The 6344-nt window shown below is 76.4% G+C and carries 7 protein-coding genes; 2 read left to right on the plus strand and 5 right to left on the minus strand.

Features of this window, described 5'->3' with window-relative positions; all coding sequences use genetic code 11:
- Both IH44_RS0138530 and IH44_RS0138535 read right to left on the minus strand, forming a co-directional pair.
- Positions 1–811: M56 family metallopeptidase (locus tag IH44_RS0138530; RefSeq protein ID WP_030464519.1), on the minus strand; the 811-nt coding region annotated here is incomplete at its 3' end.
- Positions 808–1188 (minus strand): BlaI/MecI/CopY family transcriptional regulator, encoded by a 381-nt coding sequence (locus tag IH44_RS0138535; RefSeq protein WP_030464520.1) that lies wholly within the window; start codon positions 1186–1188, stop codon positions 808–810. The genes IH44_RS0138535 and IH44_RS0138530, both read right to left, overlap by 4 nt.
- Positions 1189–1349: 161 nt before the next feature.
- Between IH44_RS0138535 and IH44_RS0138540 the strand changes: the two genes are divergently transcribed.
- Both IH44_RS0138540 and IH44_RS0138545 read left to right on the plus strand, forming a co-directional pair.
- Positions 1350–2372, plus strand: a complete 1023-nt coding sequence (locus IH44_RS0138540; RefSeq protein ID WP_030464521.1) for an NlpC/P60 family protein — start codon at positions 1350–1352, stop codon at positions 2370–2372.
- A gap of 124 nt (positions 2373–2496) precedes the next feature.
- Positions 2497–3708 (plus strand): aminotransferase class V-fold PLP-dependent enzyme, encoded by a 1212-nt coding sequence (locus tag IH44_RS0138545; protein ID WP_030464522.1) that lies wholly within the window; start codon positions 2497–2499, stop codon positions 3706–3708.
- A gap of 14 nt (positions 3709–3722) precedes the next feature.
- Here the strand turns inward: IH44_RS0138545 and IH44_RS0138550 are convergent, their stop codons facing one another.
- The 3 genes from IH44_RS0138550 to IH44_RS0138560 form a co-directional block, all read right to left on the minus strand.
- Positions 3723–4133 (minus strand): DUF3224 domain-containing protein, encoded by a 411-nt coding sequence (locus IH44_RS0138550; RefSeq protein WP_030464523.1) that lies wholly within the window; start codon positions 4131–4133, stop codon positions 3723–3725.
- Positions 4134–4191: 58 nt separating this feature from the next.
- Positions 4192–4857 (minus strand): signal peptidase I, encoded by a 666-nt coding sequence (lepB, locus tag IH44_RS0138555; RefSeq protein ID WP_051818228.1) that lies wholly within the window; start codon positions 4855–4857, stop codon positions 4192–4194.
- Positions 4858–5013: 156 nt separating this feature from the next.
- Complete coding sequence (locus IH44_RS0138560) at positions 5014–6231, minus strand: serpin family protein (protein WP_030464525.1); 1218 nt, start codon at positions 6229–6231, stop codon at positions 5014–5016.
- Between the last annotated feature and the right edge of the window lie 113 nt (positions 6232–6344).

The following is a 6344-nucleotide window of genomic DNA, read 5'->3' on the forward strand; positions in this document are numbered from 1 at the left end:
GGGCGGGGGCGGGGGTGAGGAGGCGGCGGACGCGGAGGAGGGCGGCGGGGCCTCCGGCGGCGAAGGCGGTGCGGGGGACCTGGCCGTCGGCGACCCGGTACATGGCGGCGGCGAGGACGGCGCGCGGGTGGCGGCGGACGGCGCGGTCGTCGGCGGCCATCTCCAGCAGCAGCGGGGTCTCGCGGGCGGCGAGGCGGGCCAGGGGCAGGAACGGGAAGGCGGCGGCGAGGGCGTCCGCGGCGGTGCGGGCCAGGTGGTGGCGGCCAGTGACGTGGGCGCGTTCGTGGGCCAGGACGGCGGCCAGCTGCCGGTCGGTGAGGAGTTCGAGGGCGCCGCGGGTGAGCACGATCCGGGAGCGCCGGCCGGGCAGGCAGTACGCGGCGGGGGTGTCGTGGTCCAGGACGTGCGCGCCGAGGCCGCGGTCGCGGGCGGCGACCAGGTCGAGGACGGCGCGGTGCCGGCGGCGGTGCCGGGCGGTGCGGGCCAGGGCGGCGGCGAACCGTCCGAGCGGCCAGAGCGCGACGGCCGCGGGCAGCAGCAGGCGCCAACTGCCGCCGGCCGCCAGGCCGCCGGGGTGGTCGACGCCGCAGACGTGCATCAGCCCGGCCAGTCCGAGGTGCAGGTGGACGCCCGGCACGGCGAGGTGGTGGACGGCCAGCACCAGGGCGGTGACGAAGGAGAGGGCGAGCGCCTGCCAGAGCGCGACGGCCAGCCGGGGCGCGCGGTGCGTCCAGCCGGCCCGGGCCAGCGGCAGCGGGGCGAGCACGCCGACCAGCAGGGCGTAGCCGAGCAGGGCGAGGGCGGCCGTCACCGGGGGTCCTCCCCGGGTGCTTCGCGGTCGACGGAGTCGATGGCGGTGCGCAGGGCGGCGAGTTCCTCGGGGGTGAGCTGCTCGACCAGGTGGGCCAGGGCGCCGGTGGGGTTGGGGCTCTCGCCGAGCACGTCGCGCATCAGGGCGGCGCTGTACGCCTCGCGGCTGCAGGCGGGGCGGTAGCTCCAGGCCCGGCCGGACTTCTCGCGGCGCAGCAGGCCCTTGCGGTGCAGGATGTCGGCGACCGTCATCACGGTGGTGTAGGCGAGCGGCCGGGTGCGGTTGAGGTCGTCGACGATCTCCCGGACGGTGGCCGGGCGGTCCCAGGTCCACAGGCGGTCCATGATCTCCGCCTCCAGGTCGCCGAGTCTGCGCACCGCCCGTTCCGCCTTCCTTCTTCCTTGTCGTCCCGGCGCTCATCGTAGTGGGCGGGGGGTGGGTTGCCCGACTTTCTACTGAACTACTAAGTTGTCTCGTAGTGATGGCCCGGACGTCGCCCGGACGGCGGGTGCCCGACCTTGGGGAGAGAGCGCAGCCGATGGGAACGCACCGACGGCCCCGACCGGCCGGACGCACCAGGACCGCCGTGCTCGGCGCGGCCGCCGGCGCCGCCGTCCTGCTGCCCGCCACCGGCGCCAACGCCGAACCGGCGCCCGGCATCGACCAGGTGAAGGCCCAGGTCGACGGCCTGTACGAGCAGGCCGAGGCCGCCACCGAGCAGTACAACAAGGTCGACGAGCGCTCCAAGCAGCTCCAGGACGAGGCCGGCAAGCTCCAGGACCGGCTGGCCGGGCAGCAGGCCCGGATCATCGCCTACCAGGAGACCCTGGGGGCGCTGGCCGCCGAGCAGTACCGCAGCGGCGGCATCGACCCGAGCGTGCGGCTGATGCTCAGCTCCTCCCCCGACGAGTACCTCCGGCAGGCCGGACTCCAGGACCTGGCGGGCAGCCAGCAGGCCGACGCCCTGCGCGACGCGCTGCGTCTGCAGCAGTCGATCGACCAGGCCCGTTCGGAGACCGCCGCCAAGCTCGCCGAGCTGGAGCAGGCCCGCGCCACCCTGGGCAGCAAGAAGGCCGAGGTGCAGGGCAAGCTCGCCGAGGCCGGCCGGATCCTGGCCGGGCTCAAGGCCGCCGACCGGGCCCGCGTCCTCGGCGACGACACCCCGGCCGCGTCCCGGAGTTCGGCCCGCGGCGGGACCTACAACGGGCCCGCCACCGGCCAGACCAAGGCCGTCCTCGACTACGCCTACGCCCAGCTCGGCAAGCCCTACCGGTGGGGCGGCGCCGGGCCCGACTCCTTCGACTGCTCCGGCCTGACGCAGATGGCCTACCGGGCCGGCGGCGTCAGCCTCCCCCGCGTCACCCAGGACCAGTGGAACGCGGGCAAGCACGTCGCCCGCGCCGACCTCCAGCCCGGCGACCTGGTCTTCTACTACAGCGACCTGCACCACGTCGGCATCTACGTCGGCAACGGCAAGCTGCTGCACGCCCCGCGCACCGGCAAGAACATCCAGATCGTCGACCTGGACGTGATGCCCTACGTCGGAGCGGTCCGCCCCTGACCCCGGGCGCGAGAGGGCTGTCGGCGAGGGGTGACCCGGTGGTCGGGGGGCGGTGGCGGTTGTGCCAGGATCTGCGCAGGTCACCGGGGTAGCGTCGCCTCGGGCCTGATCGGAGGGAACAGCCGTGGCCGACCTCGTCGCACCCCAGCCCCTGCTGCTGCGGGACGGGCGTCCCGCCGCCGCCGGGTGGTCGCTCGATCCGGGGATGCGGCACCTGAACCACGGCTCGTTCGGGGCGGTGCCGCTGGTCGCGCAGCGCGAGCAGCAGCGGCTGCGCGAGGAGATGGACGCCTCGCCGGTGGTGTGGTTCCCCGGGCTGCCCCGGCGGGTGGCCGCCGCGCGCACCGCGATCGCCGAATTCCTGCGGGTGCCGGCCGAGTTCACCGCGCTGGTGCCGAACGCCAGCGCCGGGGCGAGCGCCGTCTACGGCAGCCTGCCGCACCGGGACGGCGGGGAGGTGCTGGTCACCGACCACGGCTACGGGGCGGTCACCATGGGCGCGGCCCGGCTGGCCCGGCGCTGGGGCGGGGCGGTGCGCACCGTGCACGTGCCGCTGGCGGCGGGGCCGGACGAGGCCGCGGCGGCGGTGACCGGGGCGGTGACGGAGCGGACGGCGCTGATCGTGCTGGACCGGATCACCTCGGCGACCGCCCGCTACCTGCCGGTCGACCTGGTCGGGGCGTTCGCCCGCGAGCGCGGCATCCCGCTGCTGGTCGACGCCGCGCACGTGCCCGGCCTGGACGAGGACCCGCTGGCCGGGGCGGACTGCGACGCCTGGGTCGGCAACCTGCACAAGTTCGGCTGCGCGCCGCGCGGCACCGCCGCGCTCGTCGCCCGCGGCGAACTCCGGCACGCCCTCTACCCGTTGATCGACTCCTGGGGCGCGGAGGAGCCGTTCCCGGAGCGCTTCGACACCCAGGGCACGCTGGACGTCACCGGCTACCTGGCCGCGCCCACCGCGCTCGACTTCGTTGCCGGGCAGTGGGGTTGGGCCGAGACCCGCCGCTACATGGGCGAACTCGCGGACTACGCCGAGCAGTTGATCGGCGGTGCGATCGCCGCCGCGACCGGGGAGCCGGCCGCGGCGGACGTCGGCATGCCGGTGAACGCCCTGCGGCTGGTCAAGCTCCCGGCCGGGCTGGGCCGCACCCGCCTGGAGGCCGACGGCCTGCGCGACCGGCTGGCCGCCGAGTTCGGCGTCGAGGCGGCGTTCACCAGCTTCGGCGGGACGGGGTACTTCCGGCTGTCCACGCACGCGTACAACACGGCGGAGGACTACGAGTACTTCGCGGAGCGGTGCGTGCCGGTGCTGTGCGGGTGGGCCCGGGAGCGCTGACCGGGGAACTCGGGCTAGTCGGAGGGGAGTTGGTAGTCGAACCGGATGCGGTGGGTGCCGTCCTCGTCGATGGTGATGGCGCCGGTGCCGGTGATGCCCGCCAGGCCGGCGGTGCCGCTGCCGGGGACGACGACGAAGTACTCGCCGTCGCGGCCGGTGCCCAGGGTGGTGGCGGAGTGCGCGAAGTTGAAGGTGCCCTCGGCACCGTGCAGGGCGCCGGCGAAGGACTCCATGGCGAGGTAGGTGCCCACGCCCGCGGCCTGGTCGTAGGCGGCGGTGAACAGGGTGTCGGCCCGGCCCTCCACCTCGCCGTGGAACTCCTTGCGCATGGTGGCGACGCCGACCCCCGCGGCGGTCCTGATCCCGCTCTCCGGGACGGGCGCGGGGGTGAACTCGTGGACGGTGAAGGTTCCTGATGCTCGCATGGCGCGATGGTAGGCAGCCGCACCGACAACCGGGCGGCGGCCGGGAGGTGACGCGGGGTCAGGGGGTGCCGTCGAGGACCCAGGCCGGGTAGCCGCCGGTGGGGGCGGCGGGCGGGGCGGTGCGCCGGCGGCGGCGGGCCAGCAGGGCGAGCAGCAGGGAGACCGGGAGGAAGGGCAGACCGGCCAGGAAGAACGCGCCGACCGTCACCAGCGCGGCGGAGCCCCGGCTGTCGCGGCCGGACACGGTGCCGAGCGGGACGCTGTCCCACTGCCGGGAGTCGACGGAGTCGGCGCGGTGGTCGCCCAGCACGAACATCCGGCCCGCCGGGACGGTGACGTCGAAGCAGCGGAAGCCGTTCGGGGTGCCGCCCCGGAGGTAGGGCTCGTCGAGCGGGGCGCCGTTCAACTGGACCGGCTGGTCGCCGCATTGGGAGACGTGGTCGCCGCCGAGGGCGATCACCCGCTTGAAGTGCGTCCGGTTCGGGTCGCCGGAACCGGTGGCGTACGAGAACACCACGGCGTCGCCGCGCCGGACGTCCTGCGGGGCGACCGCGAAGGTGGTGATCCGCTGGCCGGGGCGGTAGGTCGGGGACATGTCTCCGGCACCCAGGGTGTACACGTGCGGCCTGAGGTACAGCGCGAGGCCGACCCCGGCGGCCGGGAGCAGCAGCCCCAGGACCAGGGTCACCAGCGCGGCCTTGCCGAGCCCGCTCCACCGTCGCATGCCGTCCCGCCTCCGTCCGCCCGTCCGCGCCGCGTGGCCCCGTGGCCGCGGGGTTCGCGCGGGGTGGAGCGGAGTAGACCGGGAGTGTAGCGGGCGGCTCGAACGCCTGTCGGAGCCGGCCGGGGCGCGCCGCTGCCGCTGCCGCTGCTGCCGCCGTTACCAGTCGAGGTCGTCCGGGTCGAGGCCGTCCGGCTGCGGGTCGGGCGGCTTGGGGTCGGCCACCCAGCCGGCGGCCAGGACCAGGCGGGAGGTGCGGTGGACGGCGAGGAAGGCGAACGGGCGGTCGAAGGCGGCGGTGATCCGGCGGACCGCGTACGGGGGCCGGGTCGCGGCGGCACCGGCGGCGGCGCCGAACGCGGTGACGGCGGCGGCCCGGAAGCCGCGCGGGCCGAAGACGGCGGTGGCGGACTGCCGGGCGGCGGTGACGGCGAGCGGATCGGGGCTGATGCCGGGGAAGTGGCCGGTGCCGGTGTCGGTGGCGGTGCGCAGGCCGAACAGGTCGGGGCGGTGGAGCAGGTCGTGGTCGTCCGCCAGGTCGAACTCGACCGTCCGGGCCAGGAGCAGGGGCTCGCGGGTGTAGCTGCGCACCCAGCCGGCCTCCAGGCCGGGGCCGGGCGCGCCGTCGGGGAGGGCGGTGCCGGGGCGCAGTCGGGCGGGGTGTTCGGCGGTGCGGACGGCGGCGGCGAGCACCGCGCCGGGGGCGGCGTCCTCGGGGCCCAGGCAGAGGTGGACGTCGACGCCCTGCAGGCCGAGCACCTTGAGCACGGTGAGCGGACCGGCCGCGGTGTCGGCGACGCCGACCCGGTCGAGCAGGCCGGTGACGCGGTACAGGCCGGCGACGGTGCGGCCCTGCCAGGCACCGGTCCCGGGCCGCGCGTCGTAGGACTGGAAACGGCGGATCCAGTCGGTGCGGACGGTGAGCGCGCCGGCCAGCACGAGTTCGGTGTCCGGGGTGGTCCCGACGGGCATCCGGGGGATCTGCCCGGCCGTCCGGTCGGCGGCCCAGGCATCGAGCGCGGCGCGGTCCGCGTCCGGGTCGCCGGTGATCCGGCCGAGGCTGTGCGGGGGCAGGGCGGCGGTCCAGGCCGGTTCGAGCGGGAGCCGGTCCCTGGTCCAGACGCCGAGGGCCGAGCTGACGCCGGGCGTGCGGTCGAGGGCGGCGAGCAGTTCGCGTCCGGCGCCGGCGGCCTCTCCGGTCGGGACGCCGAGGGCGTCGGCGAGTTCGCGGGCGGCGGGGCCGGCCGATCCGGCGGCGAGCAGGGCGAGCGGGGCCCAGGCGCCGGGGCCGCTGAAGACGGCGTTCCGCCCGGCGGCCGGGGCCTGCCGCGCCCAGCGGGCGGTCAGGTCGTTGACGGCTCGGACGGTGCGGTACATCGGCACGGCGCGGCTCTCCCCCGGGGTCGGTCCTGGGCCGGAGCGTAGGGGGTCGGCGCGGGCGGGGGCGAGTGGTTAACGAGGGGGCGAGTGCTTGGGGAGGGGGCGAGTGG

Source organism: Kitasatospora sp. NRRL B-11411, assembly GCF_000721345.1.
Taxonomy (GTDB): domain Bacteria; phylum Actinomycetota; class Actinomycetes; order Streptomycetales; family Streptomycetaceae; genus Kitasatospora; species Kitasatospora cineracea.

What these genes read in the sequence shown, in the direction of transcription:
- IH44_RS0138540 (WP_030464521.1), top strand. Translation starts at nt 1,350, where the DNA reads ATGGGAACGCACCGACGGCCCCGACCGGCCGGACGCACCAGGACCGCC.
- IH44_RS0138550 (WP_030464523.1), bottom strand. Translation starts at nt 4,133, where the DNA reads ATGCGAGCATCAGGAACCTTCACCGTCCACGAGTTCACCCCCGCGCCC.
- lepB (WP_051818228.1), bottom strand. Translation starts at nt 4,857, where the DNA reads ATGCGACGGTGGAGCGGGCTCGGCAAGGCCGCGCTGGTGACCCTGGTC.
- IH44_RS0138560 (WP_030464525.1), bottom strand. Translation starts at nt 6,231, where the DNA reads ATGTACCGCACCGTCCGAGCCGTCAACGACCTGACCGCCCGCTGGGCG.